18 protein-coding genes are annotated in these 17,119 nt (G+C 61.1%); 9 read left to right on the top strand and 9 right to left on the bottom strand.

From position 1 onward, the window contains the following. Positions 1-3: 3 nt before the first annotated feature. The 7 genes from HK439_RS02345 to HK439_RS02375 all read right to left on the bottom strand — a co-directional run bounded on the left by HK439_RS02345 (position 4) and on the right by HK439_RS02375 (position 6,562). Positions 4-924 carry a ketopantoate reductase family protein gene (locus HK439_RS02345; protein WP_190289748.1) on the bottom strand — a complete coding sequence of 307 codons (921 nt, stop codon included), beginning with the start codon at positions 922-924 and terminating at the stop codon, positions 4-6. A gap of 134 nt (positions 925-1,058) precedes the next feature. Continuing rightward, positions 1,059-2,006 (bottom strand): lysophospholipid acyltransferase family protein, encoded by a 948-nt coding sequence (locus HK439_RS02350; protein WP_190289749.1) that lies wholly within the window; start codon positions 2,004-2,006, stop codon positions 1,059-1,061. Beyond that, entirely contained in the window at positions 1,889-2,869 is a 981-nt protein-coding gene (locus HK439_RS02355) for a cytochrome P450 (RefSeq protein WP_209011503.1), read from the bottom strand. The genes HK439_RS02350 and HK439_RS02355 overlap by 118 nt, the downstream gene beginning before the upstream one ends. Before the next feature lie 49 nt (positions 2,870-2,918). Then, positions 2,919-3,320 (bottom strand): DUF423 domain-containing protein, encoded by a 402-nt coding sequence (locus HK439_RS02360; RefSeq protein WP_190289750.1) that lies wholly within the window; start codon positions 3,318-3,320, stop codon positions 2,919-2,921. A gap of 61 nt (positions 3,321-3,381) precedes the next feature. Beyond that, the gene (locus HK439_RS02365; protein WP_190289751.1) at positions 3,382-5,427 is read right to left on the bottom strand and encodes a M3 family metallopeptidase; all 2,046 of its coding nucleotides are present in this window, start codon (positions 5,425-5,427) and stop codon (positions 3,382-3,384) included. A gap of 106 nt (positions 5,428-5,533) precedes the next feature. Further along, entirely contained in the window at positions 5,534-5,941 is a 408-nt protein-coding gene (locus HK439_RS02370; protein WP_190289752.1) for a DUF2306 domain-containing protein, read from the bottom strand. 6 nt (positions 5,942-5,947) lie between these two features. Beyond that, positions 5,948-6,562 (bottom strand): pyridoxamine 5'-phosphate oxidase family protein, encoded by a 615-nt coding sequence (locus tag HK439_RS02375; RefSeq protein WP_190289753.1) that lies wholly within the window; start codon positions 6,560-6,562, stop codon positions 5,948-5,950. Positions 6,563-6,994: 432 nt separating this feature from the next. On the opposite strand from HK439_RS02375, the gene HK439_RS02380 reads away from it, so the two are divergent. From HK439_RS02380 to HK439_RS02405, 6 genes are all read left to right on the top strand, one after another. After that, positions 6,995-8,347: a substrate-binding protein gene (locus tag HK439_RS02380; protein ID WP_190289754.1), complete on the top strand. Its 1,353-nt coding sequence runs from the start codon at positions 6,995-6,997 to the stop codon at positions 8,345-8,347. A 106-nt stretch (positions 8,348-8,453) separates the two neighbouring features. Further along, positions 8,454-9,482: a branched-chain amino acid ABC transporter permease gene (locus HK439_RS02385; protein WP_190289755.1), complete on the top strand. Its 1,029-nt coding sequence runs from the start codon at positions 8,454-8,456 to the stop codon at positions 9,480-9,482. A 5-nt stretch (positions 9,483-9,487) separates the two neighbouring features. Next, a complete protein-coding gene (locus HK439_RS02390) occupies positions 9,488-10,624 on the top strand; it encodes a branched-chain amino acid ABC transporter permease (protein ID WP_190289756.1) in 1,137 nt (378 codons plus the stop codon). An 11-nt stretch (positions 10,625-10,635) separates the two neighbouring features. Then, the gene (locus HK439_RS02395; protein WP_190289757.1) at positions 10,636-11,391 is read left to right on the top strand and encodes an ABC transporter ATP-binding protein; all 756 of its coding nucleotides are present in this window, start codon (positions 10,636-10,638) and stop codon (positions 11,389-11,391) included. Further along, positions 11,388-12,167 carry an ABC transporter ATP-binding protein gene (locus HK439_RS02400; RefSeq protein ID WP_190289758.1) on the top strand — a complete coding sequence of 260 codons (780 nt, stop codon included), beginning with the start codon at positions 11,388-11,390 and terminating at the stop codon, positions 12,165-12,167. Before HK439_RS02395 ends, HK439_RS02400 begins: the two co-directional genes overlap by 4 nt. A 205-nt stretch (positions 12,168-12,372) precedes the next feature. Then, positions 12,373-13,353 (top strand): ornithine cyclodeaminase family protein, encoded by a 981-nt coding sequence (locus HK439_RS02405; RefSeq protein WP_190289759.1) that lies wholly within the window; start codon positions 12,373-12,375, stop codon positions 13,351-13,353. 27 nt (positions 13,354-13,380) lie between these two features. Here HK439_RS02405 and HK439_RS02410 read toward each other — a convergent pair whose 3' ends face one another. Both HK439_RS02410 and HK439_RS02415 read right to left on the bottom strand, forming a co-directional pair. Next, entirely contained in the window at positions 13,381-14,232 is an 852-nt protein-coding gene (locus HK439_RS02410; protein WP_190289760.1) for a GNAT family N-acetyltransferase, read from the bottom strand. A 162-nt stretch (positions 14,233-14,394) separates the two neighbouring features. Next, positions 14,395-14,751, bottom strand: a complete 357-nt coding sequence (locus HK439_RS02415) for a hypothetical protein (RefSeq protein WP_190289761.1) — start codon at positions 14,749-14,751, stop codon at positions 14,395-14,397. A gap of 154 nt (positions 14,752-14,905) precedes the next feature. On the opposite strand from HK439_RS02415, the gene minC reads away from it, so the two are divergent. The 3 genes from minC to minE all read left to right on the top strand — a co-directional run bounded on the left by minC (position 14,906) and on the right by minE (position 16,867). Continuing rightward, complete coding sequence (gene minC, locus HK439_RS02420; RefSeq protein WP_190289762.1) at positions 14,906-15,697, top strand: septum site-determining protein MinC; 792 nt, start codon at positions 14,906-14,908, stop codon at positions 15,695-15,697. 79 nt (positions 15,698-15,776) lie between these two features. Further along, positions 15,777-16,598, top strand: a complete 822-nt coding sequence (minD, locus tag HK439_RS02425; protein ID WP_190289763.1) for a septum site-determining protein MinD — start codon at positions 15,777-15,779, stop codon at positions 16,596-16,598. Further along, positions 16,595-16,867 carry a cell division topological specificity factor MinE gene (gene minE / locus HK439_RS02430; protein ID WP_190289764.1) on the top strand — a complete coding sequence of 91 codons (273 nt, stop codon included), beginning with the start codon at positions 16,595-16,597 and terminating at the stop codon, positions 16,865-16,867. Before minD ends, minE begins: the two co-directional genes overlap by 4 nt. Positions 16,868-17,119 lie beyond the last annotated feature (252 nt).

A 17,119-nucleotide genomic window follows, 5' to 3' on the forward strand; every position in this document is an offset into this window, starting at 1 on the left:
CGCTTACCATTCGGCCTTTGCGGCGCTTTCCTTCAGACGGATCAGGGCGGCGAGCGCCTTGTTGATCGGGGCGTGGACGTCGTAGGCGGTCGCCTCCCGTTCCACCATACCGCAGAGCGCCTCGATTTCCGTCGGCCGTCCGGCCTCCACATCCTGCAGCATGGACGGCTTGTGCGGCTTGTGATGGGCCAGCGCCTCGTCGATCTTGGCGTGGACCGCGTCCATCATTGCCGCAATGCCCTTGGCGTTGGCCACGTCGACGACTTCATCGGCCGCGGCCTTGGCGAGAACGACGGCGCTGGGTTCGTTGGCGATATCGCCGACACGGGCGCCGCAGAGCGCGCTGATGGTGTTGAGCGCGCAATTGAAGGCGGCTTTCTGCCAGATGACCACGTCCGCCTGATCATCCAGGACGAAATGCACCGGTGCCATCAGCTCGGCCAGTTTCTCCGCGAACGGGCGGCCCCGGGATGTCACGGCCTTGAAGGTCGTCGCCATGCCCGCATGCGTGGATGCATGGCCCGGACCTTTCAGGTCTGCCGGGATCATGGTTGAACCTTCCAGGATATTGTCGTCCGGCACGTATTCGGCGACCCGGTCTGCATTGCCGAGACCGTTCTGGATGGTCAGCACATGGGCGCCGCCGGTGATCAGCCGTTCCACCGATTGCAGCGCCGTGGCTGTGTGCATCGTCTTGGTCAAGAGGATGATGAGGTCGGCATGGCCGGTGTAGTCTTCCGGCCGCATCGCCGGAATTTTCCAGGTGTTGCTTTCCTCGTCCAGATCCAGGCGCAGGCCGGTTTCGTTGATGGCGTCGATATGGGCCTGGTTCACGTCCAGAAGCGTGACGGGAATATCCGCGCGCGCCATCAGGCCTCCCAGAACCGAGCCGAGTGCGCCTGCGCCGAGTATGACGATATCCATGCCGCTGATCTCCCGAATGCCGATGGCCTTATGTACAAGGACTTCTGTACAGGCCGCTTCGGAATTTTGCCAAGGGGAGGTTGCGAAATAGTGAGGGATATCGGTTTGGTGGCGCCCGATGCTCTAGGCCGGTCTCAGGCTGCCTTGCCCGTCGGCAGACGCAGCTCCGCAAGCATGTACCACTGCCGGATGTTTTCAAGCACCAGAGGCTCGAATATCCCGTTGAATTTCAAGATGGTATCGGGCACGGGATAGGGCGTTTCCGGAGCCGGCCGTTTAGGAACAGGCGGCAGGATGTGGAGCCGAAAACGGGCGCCTTTTTCCCGGGTCAGATAGACCGGAACCAGGGTTCCGCCCGAAGCGTTGGCAAGCTTGATCGCGACGACCGCGTTGCCCCTGTCCGGGGCCTTGCGCCCGAACAGGGGCAGGTGAACCTGGTCGTCCCGCACTTCGTCGATGAAGATCGTCATCGAGGCGGCGCCGCCGCCGGTGAGCAGCCGGTGCAGGCGATAGGCGCTGCGCTGGCCGGGAGGAAACAGATACTGGTTCCGCCGCTTGCGGGAATTGTAGACGATCCGGTTGGTGAACCGGTTCGGTTCCGGCTGGAACGGGCCGATGTTCGGCGGGGCAAGCTCCAGTTGGACGGCAGCGAAGATCGCTTCCCAGGTTGCCAGGTGCATGGAGACGAAGATCAGCGGTCCGCCCGACGCAGGCGCGGCGTGAAGGATTTCCATTCCTTCGATCGTGATCCGGCCTTCGGGCACGAAGCGGTTGACGGAGGAAAATTCGGCGATGGTCCGGCCGATGTTGCGCCACCAGGCCTTCAGGCTGGCATCGTGGTGCATTTCCGTATCGCACAGGTCGGGTGCGAGTGTTTTCAGGTTCCGGGCAATGCGCCGGGCGAACTTCCGGTCCCTGTAGCGCCAACAGGCGAGAGGGCTGAGCACGGCGCCGATGCCCGACGTTACCTCGCAGGGCGTAAACCGCAGAAGTTCGTGGAAGATCCGGTTGACGCTTCCCTGGAGCGGGTGGCGCAGCCAATGGCGACGCGCGGCGACTGGGAGAGAAGGTACCAGGTCCATGCCAGCGTGTTGGCCGTGGTTTCGTGGCCGGCCATGAAGATCACCGCCGCCTCGTTGCGGATTGCATCCCGCGACAGGGGATTGCCGTCCTCGTCGCGGGCCTCCAGCAGCCCGCCGATGACCGAGGCTTCACCGGCTTCCTTCTGGGCCTGGTAGCTGTCGATGATTTCATCGAGGACGCTCAGGATGCGCTCCTTGGACTTCCTGATCGCGTTGCCCCGGAAACGCGGCAGCCATTCGGGCAGCCCGAACATGGAGATCATGTCGACCTGGTCGATGTATTTCTGGTAGTCGGAAAAGCCCTGGACCACCTCGCTGGCGTAGTTCTTGCCGAGCTGGCGGCCGAAGATCGTCCGGCAGATGATTTCCGCCGTCAGGTGCGCCATCTCCGCCAGCGCGTCGATTTGCGCGCCGTTTTCCAGAGCAGCCCATTCGGCGCGTTTTTCCACGATCGTGTCGACCATGATCGGGGCAAAGCCCGGCACGCGTGACCCATGGATGATCGGAGCGACCACCTTGCGCCGCTTCGCCCAGGTTTCGGTATCGCTGACGAACAGACCGTCGCCCAGGAGCGGCTCCAGCGCGTGACGCATTTGCGGGCTCTTGCGCTGCAAGGTCTCGTGATTGGCCTGGAAGGCTTCGCGAACCACGTCCGGACGGTTGCAGACGACGAGTTCTCGGGTGAAGACCTTGCGGCTTCTCAGCCGGCCGCGGAAATCCTCCACGCCCCAGATGGCAAGGAAATTCTTCTTCGCCATGCCGATCAGCTTCCACACCGGAGGCATGGTTTCAAACCGGAACGGGTAGGGCGGTATGAAGTCTTCCGGAAGGACCTTTTCGTTCACGGGATCGGCGATGGTCACACCCGTTTCCTTTTCATGCAGACGATCTTCGATTTTGCCGATCCTTGACCTATCTGGAACGAATGCGCAAGGCCGCGAGAATGACCGCCGCCCAGCCGATGATCACCAGCATCCCGCCGGTGGGGGCGGACATGGGGAACAGGCGCCGGTCCGCGAAGGCGCGGATGACAAGATCGCCGCAGAAAAGTGCGAGCCCTGCGACCATCAGGATCAGGGCATAACCCAGAAACGGCGATTGGCGGGTCTGGCTGATCGCACCGATCGCCAGGATCGCAGGCGCATGGAACAGGAGCATCTGGGCCGCCGTTTCCACAAGACCGCTCGTATCCACATGCGCGGACATGGCCAGGAGCATGACGCCCGCCGCTCCGGCGATTCCGCCGAGGATCAGACAGGCGCGCAGCAGGGCGGAGGTCGGTTCGCCCGGCGCGGGGATCATTCTGTGACTCATCTTGCCAGGTCCGGTCTGTGTCGGCGAAACAGGCGGGGAGGTTCGGTGCCTGTATCCCGTATCATGCCGCGGCAAGTCCCCGTTTTTCAAGCAGCGCATCGATCTTCGGTGCGCGGCCCCGGAAAGCCTTGTAGGTTTCTTCCGGGTCGGGGCGTCCGCCGGCGGAATAAATATGGGTTAAGAGGCGTTCCGCCGTTTCCTTGTGGAAAATGTCGCCGGCCTCTTCGAAGGCGCCGAAGGCATCCGCGTCCATGACCTCCGACCACATGTAGCTGTAGTAGCCGGCGGAGTAGCCGTCCCCGGCAAAGGCGTGGGCGAAATGCGGCACACGGTGGCGCATGGTGATGGCGTCCGGCATGCCGATCTTTTCCAGCGCTTGTCTTTCGTAGGCGGTCACATCGAGATCGTCCGCGTCGGTCAGGAGATGCATCTCCAGATCGACCAGGGCACAGGCAGTGTACTCGACCGTGGCGAAGCCCTGATTGAAGTTTTCCGCCGCCAGCAGCTTGTCGAGCAGGTCCTTGGGCATCGGCTCCCCGGTCCGGTAGTGGACCGCGTAGCGCGACAGCACTTCCGGCCGCGACAGCCAGTGTTCATAGAGCTGGGAGGGAAGCTCCACGAAATCCCGGGCGACACTGGTGCCGGAGATGACCGGATAGGTCACGTTAGAAAGAAGTCCGTGCAGGGCATGGCCGAACTCGTGGAACAGGGTGTTGGCGTCGTCGAAGGTCAGCAGGGTGGCTTCGCCCGGCGCGCCTTTGGAAAAGTTCATCACGTTGACGATGATCGGCGAGACGTCGCCCTTCAGCCTGTGCTGGGAGCGGAAGGCACTCATCCAGGCGCCGGAGCGTTTGGAGGAGCGTGCGAAATAGTCGCCCAGGAACAGGCCGACATGCTTGCCGTCCCGGTCAGTCACCTCGAAGACACGCACGTCCGGATGATAGGCGGGCAGGCCTTGTCTTTCCTCGAAATTGAGGCCGAACAGGCGGTGCGCCGTGTCGAAGGCGGCGGCAATCACGCGGTCGAGCTGCAGGTAAGGCTTGATTTCCGCTTCATCCAGGTCGTGCTCCGCCTTGCGGACCTTTTCCGAATAGTAGCGCCAGTCCCAGGGAGCGATCTTGAAGTTGCCGCCTTCGGAACGGGCCATATCGGCGAGTTTGGCTTCTTCTTCGGCAGCGCGTTTGACCGCCGGTGTCCACACCTTCATCAGAAGATCGCGGACGGCTTCCGGGGTCTTGGCCATGGTGTCGTCGAGCTTGAAGTCGGCGAAGGTGTCGAAGCCGAGCAGCTTTGCCTTTTCCGCCCGTAGCCGGATGGTTTCGGAAACGATCTCGCGGTTGTCGGTTTCGCCGCCGTTTTCGCCGCGCGCACTCCAGGCCTTGAAGGCTTCCTCGCGCAAGGCGCGGTTGGAGGAAAACTGCAGGAACGGTTCGATGGAGGAGCGGGACAGCGTGATCACATGCTTGCCGTCCAGGCCGCGTTCGCGGGCCGCTTCTGCGGCGGCAGCCAGCAGGAAATCGGGAAGGCCGGCCCGGTCTTCCTCCGTTTCAAGCACGAGCTGATAGTCGGCTTCGTCGTTCAGCACGTTCTGGGCAAAGCCGGTGCCGAGCGTTGCCAGGCGCTGGGAGATTTCCGCCATGCGTGCCTTGCCGTCCGGTGCCAGTCCCGCACCGGCGCGCTGGAACATCTTGTGGTAGCGTTCCAGGACCCGGGCTTCTTCCTCATTCAGGCCGAGGCTATCCTTCCTGTCCCAAAGCGCGGCGATGCGCTCATAAAGCGCACCGTTCAACAGGGTTTCGGAGGAATGTTTTGCAAGCTTCGGCGCGATATCGCGTTCGATCGCCTGAAGGTCCGGATTGGTGTGGGCCCCGGTCAGGTTGAAGAAGGTTCTTGCCGTCCGGGTCAGGCTTTCGCCGGCCTTTTCCAGCGCCACGATCGTGTTCTCGAACGTGGGCTCTTCCCGCTGATCTGCGATCGCATCCACTTCCGCGCGGCCTTCGGCCATGGCCTTCTCAAAGGCATCCGTAAAATGCTCCGGTCTGATGTCGGCGAACGGCGGCAGTTCGAAGGGCGTTGTCCAGTCGGATAGAAGCGGATTTTGCGGCATGGAAGTTCCTGTTTGGGACGAAAGGAAAACAGACTTGATGTCATATGGGGTTGGACCGGCAGCCGTCAAAGCGAAGCTTGCCGGCTGCGGCACAATTTCCCGCTTTTCATAAGCTGGCTGAACCGAACACCACGTCATGCATGATCCGCCCCGGCAGCAGCGTGAACAGGCCGGCAAGGATCAGGGCAAAAAAGTATAGCGCGCGCATGGCGCGTTTGTGGGTCTGAATGCGTCCGGCTCTGGCGGCGAAAACCGCAAGCGGCACCGTCACCAGGGTCAGGACCGACAGGAGATGGATCGGGCTCCAGTCGCCGATCAGGCGGATCTGGTGGATCCAGAAGCTTGCAGCGGCGACCCAGAGCATCAGGGCGACCCAAAGATAGCCGATGATCCGATGTGGGACGGTTCCTTTGGGCGCTAGCATCTGGATCGTACCGAGCACGAAGGCGCTCAGCGCGGCGAGGGCGTGGGAGGAGATGATGACGCCTGCATCGAACAGGGGAGCGAGTGTCATCAACGCTTACCACATCGTCTTTGCGGCGCGTTCGGGCCATTCCCGGTCGTAAGCCTCGCCGCCGGTTTCGCCGTTCGTCATGTCGGCCAGGATCTGGCCCGGGGTCGGCAGGGACGCGGGATTGATCTGCGCTGCCTGATCCCACAGCCCGGCGCGAAGGACCGCGCGGGCACACTGGAAATAGAGTTCCCGGATGGTGATGCGGATGATGCAGCGGGGCTCCTTGCCCTTGACGGCGAAACGCTGCAGCAACGCCGGATCGACGGTGAGTTCCGCTTCGCCGTTGATCCTGAGGGTGCTGCCGGAACTCGGGATCAGCATCATCAGCGCCACCCTGGGGTCGCGGACGATATTGCGCAGGGAATCGATCCGGTTGTTGCCGCGCCGGTCGGGAATGAGCAGTGTTTTTTCGTCATCCACATAGACGCAGGTGCCCGGGTCGCCGCGCGGCGAGCAATCCAGCCCTTCCGGCCCTGCCGTTGCCAGGGCGCAGAACGGAGAGGCAGCGATCATCTGCCGGTAGAGGGGGGTGACCCGGTCCGCGACCTTGACGATGGAGGCGGCGACCGGAACGCCGTAGATGCGTTCGAGCGCTTCGATGGAGGTGATTTTGTCGGTCATGAAAGACTTCCTGCCGTCCGGCGTTCGATTAAATTTACCACAAGAGGCTTTTTCGCTTTTGACTTTCGACTAATCCGCGAAACGTTTTTCTTAGCCGCCTATCCGACCGAAATTCTTTTCGCGCTGCGGCAATATTTTTATTAAGCTCATGTTATTTTGGATGGAAATTGTATTTGCATTGCAGCAAATCGACGGGGACGAATCTTTTTACCTCGTTCCTCACGGGAATCGAACCTCTTTATTTTCACGTATACCGCGTCGATAGTCGTATTGCCCGCAGGCTGCACGTGTTTTTACAGTCGGGCCAGCTTGCGTGTCCTTTGGCCATGGATCCGGGAAACCGGTTGGGAAAAGTCATCGGACATGCTCGCGGACCGCGGAATATTCCGCGTATATTCGTCCAGGCTTTTCGGGCCTTTCTGGGAGGAAAGTATGACCCTTATTCACAAACCCCTTAACCGCCGTTCGATTCTGAAGGCAGGCACGGCTGGCGGTGTTGCGCTCGCAACGCCGACCATCTTTACCAGCTCCGCCTGGTCTGCCCCTTATCTGAACGAACCGACCGGTGCTGAAGTCACCCTCGGCTTCAACGTGCCGCAGACCGGCGCCTATGCCGACGAAGGCGCCGACGAACTGCGCGCCTACCAGCTTGCCGTCAAGCACCTCAACGGTGAAGGCGACGGCGGGATGCTGAATACCTTCTCGTCCAAGGCCCTCGGCGGCAATGGCGTCAACGGCAAGAAGGTCGCTTTCGTGACCGGTGACACGCAGACCAAGTCCGACGCGGCTCGTGCATCCGCCAAGCGCATGATCGAAAAGGACGGCGCCATCATGATCACCGGCGGTTCGTCCTCCGGCGTGGCCATTGCCGTTCAGTCGCTCTGCCAGGAAGCCGGCGTCATCTTCATGGCCGGTCTGACCCACTCCAACGACACCACCGGCAAGGACCGCCGTGCCAACGGTTTCCGTCACTTCTTCAACACCGAAATGACGGGCGCTGCGCTCGCTCCGGTGCTCAAGAACGCCATGGGCACCGACCGTAAGGCCTATCACCTGACCGCCGACTACACCTGGGGCTGGTCGCAGGAAGGCTCGATCAAGAAGTACACCGAAGCACTCGGCTGGGATACGGTCGCTGCCGTCCGCACCCCGCTCGGCGCCGGCGACTTCTCGCAGTACCTGACCCCGGTCCTGAACTCCGGAGCGGACGTGCTGATCCTGAACCACTACGGCAAGGACATGGTGAACTCCCTGACCCAGGCCGTTCAGTTCGGTCTGCGCGACAAGATGGTCAACGGCAAGAAGTTCGAAATCGTCGTGCCGCTGTTCTCGCGTCTGATGGCACAGGGCGCCGGCGATGCCATCAAGGGCATCTTCGGTTCCACCAACTGGCACTGGTCGCTGCAGGACGAAGGCTCCAAGGCATTCGTCAAGTCCTTCGGTCAGGAATACGGCTTCCCGCCGAGCCAGGCTGCCCAGACCTGCTATGCGCAGACGATCCTCTACGCCGACGCTGCTCAGCGTGCCGGAACCTTCGAGCCGTGCGCTGTTGCCGCCGCCCTCGAAGGCTACGATTTCGACGGCCTGGGCAATGGTCCGACCCACTACCGTGCGGCCGACCACCAGTGCTTCAAGGATGTTCTGGTCGTGAAGGGTAAGGAAAACCCGAGCTCGCAGTTCGACCTTCTCGAAGTCGTTGAAATCACCCCGCGCGCCCAGGTCGAGTACGCACCCGACATGGAAGATGTGAAGGGTGATCTCGGTACCTGTAACAACGGTGCCTGATCGCGCTTTAGCGTAAAATCCTGACGGTCGCCCAGTCACGGGCGGCCGTCTTTCGACCCGGGCGGAGCGCCCGCGGTATCAGGGGCAGAGATATCCGGCAATTGCGATGGACGAAATCCTACTTCAATTCCTGAACGGTCTGGACAAGGGTGGCGCCTACGCGCTGATCGCTCTCGGCCTGACCCTCATCTTCGGCACACTGGGTGTCGTGAATTTCGCTCACGGCGCCCTGTTCATGCTCGGTGCATTCTGTGCCGTTTCCTTCAATTTGCTGCTGAGCCTTCAGAAGGTCACGGTCGATCCGACCAAGACCACGGCCTGGGGCACGCCGCTGGAGGTGCGCACACCTTACGTCGAGGCCTATCTCGGCGACTTCGGGCACTGGATCCTGAATTACTCCGTGCCGGTATCGATCCTGCTGGCAATTCCGGTGATGCTGCTGATCGGCTTCGCCATGGAGCGCGGCCTGATCAAGCATTTCTACACCCGGCCGCACGCCGACCAGATCCTGGTCACCTTCGGCCTTGCCATCGTTCTGCAGGAAATCGTGAAGTCGATCTACGGCGCCAATCCGATCCCGCAGGTCGCTCCCGATGTGGTCAGCGGCGCGGCCGATATCGGCGCCATGCTCGGCCTTGGCGCCGGCGTGATCGTCTATCCCTGGTGGCGAATGGTGTATCTGCTGTTCTCCCTTGTGGTCATCGCCATCGTTTTCGCCTTCCTCCAGTTCACAACCTTCGGCATGGTGGTCCGGGCCGGCATGGCGGACCGTGAAACGGTCGGACTGCTCGGTATCAATATCGAACGCCGGTTCACGATCGTTTTCGCCATCGCCGCCGTCGTCGCCGGGCTTGCGGGTGTCATGTACACGCCGATCCTGCCGCCGGACTATCACATGGGCATGGACTTCCTGGTGCTGTCCTTCGTGGTGGTTGTCGTCGGAGGCATGGGCTCGCTTACCGGAGCGGTGTCCGCAGGTTTTCTGCTCGGCATCCTGCAGTCGTTTGCCTCCATGAACGAGGTCAAGGCGATTTTCCCGGGTATCGACCAGATCATCATCTATCTCGTGGCCGTGGTCATCCTGCTTGTGCGTCCGCGCGGGCTGATGGGCCGTAAGGGCGTCATGGAGAACTGAGAACAATGAAAACGAGACTATCTCCAGTCGGCGACATGGTCCTGTTCGCGGCCTTTACCGGAGCGGTCCTGACCATGCCCATCTGGCTGGCTCCGGTGGGAGCCGGCTATCCGGATCTCCTTCAGAAATTCGCAATCTACGGTCTGTTCGCCACCGGCTTCAACATCCTGTTCGGCCTGACCGGGTATCTCTCCTTCGGCCATGCCGCCTTTCTGGGGGTCGGTTCCTACACCGCGGTCTGGTCTTTCAAGCTTTTGGGCATGAACCCCATTCCGGCGGTGTTGCTGGCCATTGTCGTGTCCGGCATCTTCGCCCTTCTGATCGGCTACGTGTCCTTGCGGCGCTCGGGGATCTACTTCTCGATCCTGACGCTGGCCTTCGCGCAAATGTGCTACAACCTGGCTTACTCGGTGCTGACGCCGATCACCAACGGTGAAACCGGTCTGCGCGTTCTGGAAACCGATCCGCGGATCTTCGACAGCACGACCCGGGCCGAGGGACCTCTGATCTCGAAGCTGTTCGGTTTCGACATGACCGGTTATCCGGGCTTCTACTTCTGCGCGGTCCTGCTGATCATCGGTTTCTTCGTGGCCCAGCGGATCGCCCGCTCGCCCTTCGGCACCATGCTCAAGGCGGTGAAGTCCAACCAGAACCGGATGACCTACACCGGCCTCAATCCGCGCCCCTATACATTAGCGGCCTTCGTGATTTCCGGCATGTATGCCGGGCTTGCGGGAGCTCTCCTGTGTATCACCGACCCGCTTGCGGGGGCGGAACGCATGCAGTGGACGGCTTCGGGTGAAGTCGTGCTGATGACCATCCTCGGCGGTGCAGGCACGCTGCTCGGCCCGATCCTGGGGGCCGGTCTGATCAAGTACTTCGAAAATATCTTCTCGGCGTTCAACGAACACACCCTGAGTTCCATCTTCAGCTTCCTGCCCGATTTCCTGAAGGAACTGGCCGTGGCGATCTCAAGCCTGTTCGTCGGCGAGGGCTGGCAGCTCACGCTTGGCGTGCTGTTCATGCTGATCGTCATTTTCCTTCCCGGAGGCATCATGGAGGGACTTGCGCGCATCGGTAAGTTGTTCAGGCGGATCGGCAGAGGCTCCGACAAGAGCCACGCGACGGCCCCGGCCGAGTGAGGGAAAACAGAATGGAAATTCTCAAAGTCTCGGGCGTGAACAAATCGTTTGGCGGTTTGAGAGCCCTCAACAATGTGGACTTTTCGGTCGAGCAGGGGACGGTCCACGCGATCATCGGCCCGAACGGGGCCGGAAAGTCGACATTCCTGAACTGCATGATCGGGCGATTGGTTCCCGACACCGGAACGGTGATGTTCGGCGATATCTCGCTGACGGGCATGAAGCCCTACGAGATCAACCAGGTCGGCGTCTCTCGCGTCTTCCAGACGCCCGAGATCTTCGGAGATCTGACCTTGTTGGAAAACGTCATGATCCCGACGATGGCGAAGCGTGACGGCCAGTTTGCGCTGCATGCCTTCAGGCGTCTCGACCAGGACAAGGAAATCCGCGACAGGGCGCTTCACATGCTGGAGGATGTCGGTCTCGCGGAGAAGAAGGACATGCATTCCGGCAGCCTGTCGCGCGGCGACAAGCGGCGCCTGGAACTGGCCATGTGCCTGTCACAGGAACCGAAGCTCCTGCTTCTCGATGAACCGACCGCCGGCATGTCGCGCGCCGACACCAACAACACCATCGACCTGTTGAAACGGATCGGCGATCGGGGGATCACCAAGGTCATTATCGAGCATGACATGCATGTGGTGTTCTCGCTGGCCGACAAAGTGACGGTTCTGGCTCAGGGAACGATTATCGCCGAAGGCAAGCCGGCAGACATCAAGGGCGATCCCCGCGTTCAGGAAGCCTATCTCGGAGGAGCGCATCTATGACGCTTTTGGATAATCAGTTCGAAGGGCGGCAGGCTCCCGGCGCCAAACCGGTCAAGCCGCAGGGCGGTGCGCCGGCGTTCTTCTCCGCGTGGGACCTGCATGCCTATTACGGCGAGAGCTACATCGTTCAGGGTGTGAACTTCGACATTCGAGAAGGCGAAATCCTGGCGCTGCTCGGCCGTAACGGCGCCGGCAAGACCTCGACCCTGCGGACGATCGCCCGCATGGACAATCCGCACCTGACCCACGGCGAAATCTGGCTGGACCACAAGCCGCTGCATTCGATGAAAAGCCATGAGGCGGCCCGCAACGGCGTCGGACTGGTGCCGGAAGACCGGCGGATCATCCCCGGGCTGACGGTTCAGGAAAACCTGGAGCTTTCCCAGATCGCGCCGCCGATCGGCTGGACGATCGAGCGCATCTACGACCATTTCCCGCGCCTTGCCGAACGGCGGAGCCAGGAAGCGGTGACCCTGTCCGGCGGCGAACAGCAGATGCTGGCCCTGGCGCGCATCCTTGCCCGGGACGTCAAGCTTCTGCTCCTGGACGAGCCCTACGAAGGGCTTGCGCCGGTGATCGTGCAGGAGATCGAGCGGATCCTGGAAGGGGTCAAGGAACTCGGCATCACGACGATCATCGTCGAGCAGAACGCGATCGCGGCTCTGCATCTGGCCGACAGGGCGGTGATTCTCGACATGGGCGAGGTCGTTTTCGACGGCACCGCGCAGGAGGTTCTCGACAACGCGGATCTGCGCCAGGAATATCTCGCGATCTGACGAATACGATGGATTTCAAGCTCGGAAGGCCGGTGTCTGCGGATGCCGGCCTTTCTTGTTCTTTATCCGCCTGACCTTTTCGGCGGGCCGGTGCGACGGATTCACCCTTTCACCAGATTCAGATCCCGGATGGTCGACGCCAATTGGACACAGCCCTATTTTTATGCAACCTCGGTAAGTATACATCGTGGGGAGTCTTTTTGGCATGTTGCTGCTTTCGCAGGCTGAAACACGCGACGCGTTGCCGTTTCCGGAATTGATCGAGGCGCTGGCGGAGATGTTCCGCAAGGGGTGTGAAATGCCCGTGCGCCATCATCACGACATGAAGGTTCCGGATGAGCCGGACGCGACCATGCTGATCATGCCAGCCTGGGTTCCCGGCGAACACGCCGGCGTCAAGATCGTCAACGTGATGCCCGGCAATGCGGCCTGGGGCGAACCGGCGATCTCCGCGGAATATCTGTTGTCGGATGCCCGGACCGGGAAAATGCTCGCCCTGATCGATGGCGGTGAGTTGACCGCAAGGCGGACGGCAGCAGCGTCCGCGCTCGCGGCACGTTATCTTGCCGCAAAGGAGGCCGGGCATCTGCTGGTTATCGGAACCGGGCGTCTTTCGCTTTATCTGATCGAGGCTCACATGGCGGTCCGGCCGATCAGGAAGGTCTCCGTTTGGGGCCGTTCGACCGAAAAGGCGGCAAGCGTGGCGGCAAAGGCTGCCGAACAGCTGGGCATCGACGCCGAGGCCGTGGAAGACCTGGACGACGCGGTCAGCCGGGCGGACATCATCAGCGCGGCCACACTGTCCAACGACCCGCTGATCAAGGGCGCCCTGTTGAAACACGGTGCCCATGTGGATCTGGTCGGGGCGTTCAAACCGACCATGCGCGAAAGCGACGACGACGCCATCCGGCGCGCAAGCGTGTTTGTCGATACCAGGGACGGCTGCACCAAAGAGGGTGGCGACATCGTCCAGCCGCTCGAATCCGGTGTCCTGAAGATGAAGGACATCAAGGCAGACCTTTACGATCTGACCAGGGGCGACCACCCCGGGCGCCGAACTGATGACGAGATCACGCTGTTCAAGTCCGTCGGTGCGGCCCTCGAAGACCTGGCCGGGGCGATCCTGGCTTTTCAGTCGTCGGCAGACGGCGACATCGATCTGGGCCGCGCTGTGCCGGACGCCTGACGGGCGGCATGTCTTAAGGTCTTCGCCCTAGCCGAGTTCGAAGGTGGTGATGCCGTAGGTCCGGTCCAGGGACAGATCCGGTGCCGCGCCCAGATACATGCGTGCGGTTTCGAAAACCGGCGAGAGTTCGTACCGTTCCGCAAGATCCAGTGCATTTCGGTTTGGCTCCGGCGTGTCCAGAAAGACCGTCTGTCCCTTTGCCTGTCCGGCAAGCGCCCGGAACAGAACGTCCGCGGCCTCAGAGGTGTCGGCAAACAGCGGTCCGATCTTGAAACCGTCGCCACACATGCGGATCACGCCATAGCCTTTGACCTCGCCATCTTCGACAAAGGCAAAGCCGCGCCGCGTCTGCACCATGGGAGCTAGCCAGGCTTGCAGCAAACCTGCCCTGGGGGCGGGGAAGAAGGCCCGGTCATAGTCCCTGACGGACGGGAAAATTCCCTGACCGAGCGGGGCAAGGCGCTGGTCCATTGGCGCATCGACCATGGAGAGGCCGCCCTGGCGAATGTTGCGGTGGGCCAGTTCGAAACCGGATTTGCGGTAATTGTCCTGCTGGTTGACAACGCCGTCGAGGCCGACGGTTCGCCCTTCCAGCCGCGCCATGCCGGCCTGCCAGGTCGCCCAGCCGTATCCCTTGCCGCGATGCTCCGGTCTGCAGATGTAAAAGCCGATGAAGCCGAAGGTGTCGCCGTAGCGCACCGCCGAGATACAGGTGACCGGCTCGCCGTCCAGAAACCCCATCAGATAGCCTTCAGGGTCGGCTGCGAAGAAAGGCTCCAGATCCTCCTGTCCCGGGTTCCAGCCCTCGTTGGCCGCCCATTCGATGGCCACGACGAGATCGGTTTTGGACATGGTGCGGATTTCGAATTGGGAAGTCATGGGCCGGTCCGTTCGCGCGTTCGCCTGGGTTGCTGAGTCTGAGCCTGGAAGGCTGCGCAGGAAAAGGTCAACATAAGCTTGCCGAGCGGGCAACCGAAAGTCGCAATCTGGCCAGACGCAGCTGATCCCGGCGGGATTGATCCGGTTCCGCTGGTGACATTCTCAGGAAGGGCATACCGAGTTCAGGGACAAGGACGGCTGAAACGCCGTTCCTGTCTTCGTTTCCGGCGCAGAATGGTGACGGCCATATCGCTGCACCGCGCCGAGCGATGCCCGGACAATATATCGATCAGAGGGGAGATGGCACAGCTTCCTGGAAGCTTTAAGAACTTTTTTGCCTGCTCCTCCGATGCGGGGCGGGCGGGTGCCGATGAGGTTGGCATAACAGGGTATGTTCCTGCGCAGGTCGGAATCGGGCGCGCGTTCAGACTTGATAATTCGCTCTTCATCGCGGTGCGGTGAGAGGTATTTGCCGCTTTTCGTTTTCTTGCCACAACCGGTGCGTCTGTCCGTGTTCAAGGCCGGTGTTCTTTTTTTGTTCCTGTCCCGTTTTTATGGTAATAGCAGTGGAAAACGATGCTCTGCCCAATTGCGAGCGCCATGGAATGTTACCTCATATGTGAACGGAAGCCGACTGCTTCGCCATCAGCCATGAAAGTGCCGCGAGCCCCTAATGAAGTTCAAGGGTAAGTCCTTTATCGCCATCGTCCTGACGCCGGAGACGCCCGCCGATGCGTGGTTTGCGGAACTTGACCGGATCCTCTCCCGCTCACCGGGGTTCTTCATAGACCGGCCGATCATTCTGGATGTGCGTGGTACGAAGATACCGATTGAGGATCTGGAAGCGATTCTGGCGGGCCTGGGCGAGAGGTCCATCCGGGTCATGGGGATCGACGGTATTGCCGGAACCCGTCTGAAACCGGGTATGCCGCCGAGCTTTGCCGGAGGCCGTCTGACAACTGACATCGAGGTGCCGGATCCGGAAGGATCGGCGGTCTCGGATGGATCTGTAGTCCCGGAAAAGACCGATACCAATACGCTTGCCGGATCGAAAAAATCCCGGACGGAGGCCAATGACCGGAAAAAGCCGGCAAATGGCACTCTCCGGAAGGTCGAGACCATTGTGGCAGGTGACGGACAGTCGATTGTCATCACCGAACCTGTCCGCTCGGGCCAGAGCGTGGTTCATCCAACGGGAGACGTTACCGTTGTCGGCTCAGTGGCATCAGGGGCCGAGGTCATCGCGGGCGGTTCGATCCACATCTACGGAGCCTTGCGGGGCCGAGCCCTTGCCGGGGTTTCCGGGAACGAGGGAGCCCGGATCTTTTGTTCGAAGCTGGAAGCGGAACTGGTTTCCATCAACGGGCTTTACACCATTGCGGACGACTTTGCCGGCCATGTTGTGAACAAGCCGGCTCAGATCCGTTTCGACGAGGAGCGGCTGATTTTCGAATCGCTGAATTAGCAAGAGACATCATCAGAGACGTCGCAAACCGGGGTTTACCGGGCCGCGCCTGGAAAATTGGAAAACAGGAAAGCACACCATGAACAACGCCACAGTCATCGTGGTCACATCGGGCAAGGGGGGCGTCGGCAAAACCACGTCGACCGCAGCCATTGCCTCGGCGCTGGCCAAGCAGGGATACAAGGTTTGCGCGGTGGATTTCGATGTCGGTCTGCGCAACCTGGATCTGATCATGGGCGCGGAACGCCGGGTGGTTTTCGATCTGGTCAACGTGGTGCGCGGCGAAGCCTCGATCAAACAGGCCCTGGTGCGCGACAAAAAACTGGAAAACCTCTACCTGTTGCCGGCTTCCCAGACCCGCGACAAGGACGCGTTGACCGACGAAGGCGTCGCCAGTGTCATCAATGAGCTGAAGATGTATTTCGACTGGATTGTCTGTGACAGCCCGGCGGGCATCGAGCGCGGTGCGACCCTTGCCATGCGTTATGCGGACGAGGCGATCATTGTGTCCAATCCGGAAGTCTCTTCCGTGCGCGACTGCGACCGGATCATCGGCCTGCTGGACGCCAAGACGGTTTTGGCGGAACAGGGTGAGCGCATGCCCAAGCACCTTCTCATCACCCGCTACGATGTGGAGCGTGCCAGGCTTGGCGACATGCTGGCAGTCGAGGACGTGGTCGATATTCTGTCCGTGCCGTTGATTGGCGTGATTCCGGAAAGCAGGGATGTCCTGAAAGCCTCCAACGTCGGCCTTCCCGTCACCCTGTCCGACGAGACTTCCCTGGCCTCCAGGGCTTATACGGAAGCCACGCAAAGGCTCCTGGGCGATGAAATTCCGATCACCATTCCCACCGAGAAGAAGGGCTTGTTCGGCAAGTTCTTCAAGGGGAGGGCGGCATGAATATCATGAGTTTCTTCGGCAGGCGGGGCGACACGGCCTCGGTTGCCAAGAACCGACTGCAGATTCTGCTTGCCCATGAGCGCAGCGGCAACTCGGCCGAAGACGCCCGGCTGATTTCCTCTCTGCGCGAAGACATACTGGCCGTGGTCGCCAAGCATATTTCCATCGATCCAGACGCCGTGCGCCTGGAAATGGACCGCACCGGCGACATCACGACTCTCGGCATCGACATCGAACTTCCGGATGGAGCGACCAGGAAGTCTGCCTGAAGGCAGTGCCGGACAGGTGCCCAACCCCCAATTCTGTGGTGGTGCGCAAGCGCCCTCACAGAAATTGGAGAGCGTCGGCTGTCGGATGCGATCTAACCGGGAAAAGCTCTCGTCAAGAAATAATGATTATGGGATGGCCCGCCCCTCTCCGGAGCGATCCGATAGGATTGCTCTGTATTTGAGGTAGAGAGGAACGGACCGATGTCGATTTTTGTACTTGGAATTGATCTTGGCAAGAACGTGTGCAGCCTG

This window comes from Roseibium aggregatum (assembly GCF_014692675.1).
Taxonomy (GTDB): Bacteria; Pseudomonadota; Alphaproteobacteria; order Rhizobiales; family Stappiaceae; genus Roseibium; species Roseibium aggregatum_C.